We start from the raw sequence: 866 nt of genomic DNA, 5'->3' as shown, positions 1-866 counted from the left end.
GAAAAACTACGTGCCCTATTATGTGAGCTTGTGAGCTGGGAAAGCCGAACATTAACGGAGGGCGAAAATAAATTTGCCTTTCGCTTAAAAGATAAATTGTTAACGCTTCCATATTTTGAAAAGCACCCAGACTTGATTGAATTACATGATGCTGGACTTGGCAGGAATGCAGTGACAGCCTTCTATAAGCATCCAACGGCAACTGAAACTGTTGTGTTAATCAGTCACTTTGATACCGTGCATACGGAGGAATATGGTGAACTAGAGCCGTTAGCCTTTTCTCCAGAAGAACTAACGAAAAAGCTAATGGAACCTAAATACCTAAAAGATTTACCAGAGGCAGCTCGCATTGATTTGGCGTCTGGAAATTATTTATTTGGACGCGGCACAATGGATATGAAAATGGGTCTTGCCTTACACATGCAGTTGATCGAAAAGGCAAGCTTTGAGCAATGGCCGATTAATTTGATTTTAACAACGGTCCCTGATGAGGAAGTCAACTCTGCTGGTATGAGAGCGGCTGTTGTGGAGCTGGTGAGACTGCGGGAACAGCATGGCTTAACCTATAAATTATTTTTAAATAGTGAGCCATCGTTTTCACAAGGGCCATCGGATACGAATGAATATATTTATTCAGGTACAATTGGTAAAATCATGCCTGCTGCTTTGTTCTATGGAAAAGAGACACATGTCGGCGAGCCATTAAAAGGGATGACGGCTCCCTTTATCGCTTCCTATATGACACAGCATATGGAGTGGAATCCCCTTTTCCGTGAAACAGATTTAGGTGAAAGTACACCACTACCTGTTTCTCTACAATTAAAAGATTTAAAAATGGAGTATTCTACACAAACACCATACCGTGC

Annotated in this window: 1 protein-coding gene; it reads left to right on the top strand. The window is 41.6% G+C overall.

The genetic code is table 11. From position 1 onward, the window contains the following. Window positions 1-866: M20/M25/M40 family metallo-hydrolase (locus EW028_RS24335; RefSeq protein ID WP_131522766.1), on the top strand; the 866-nt coding region annotated here is incomplete at both ends.

Source organism: Lysinibacillus sp. OL1 (assembly GCF_004332175.1).
GTDB lineage: Bacteria > Bacillota > Bacilli > Bacillales_A > Planococcaceae > Lysinibacillus > Lysinibacillus capsici.
The sequence above is the reverse complement of the archived record's forward strand: the minus strand, read 5'-3'. Positions and strand labels throughout refer to the sequence as shown.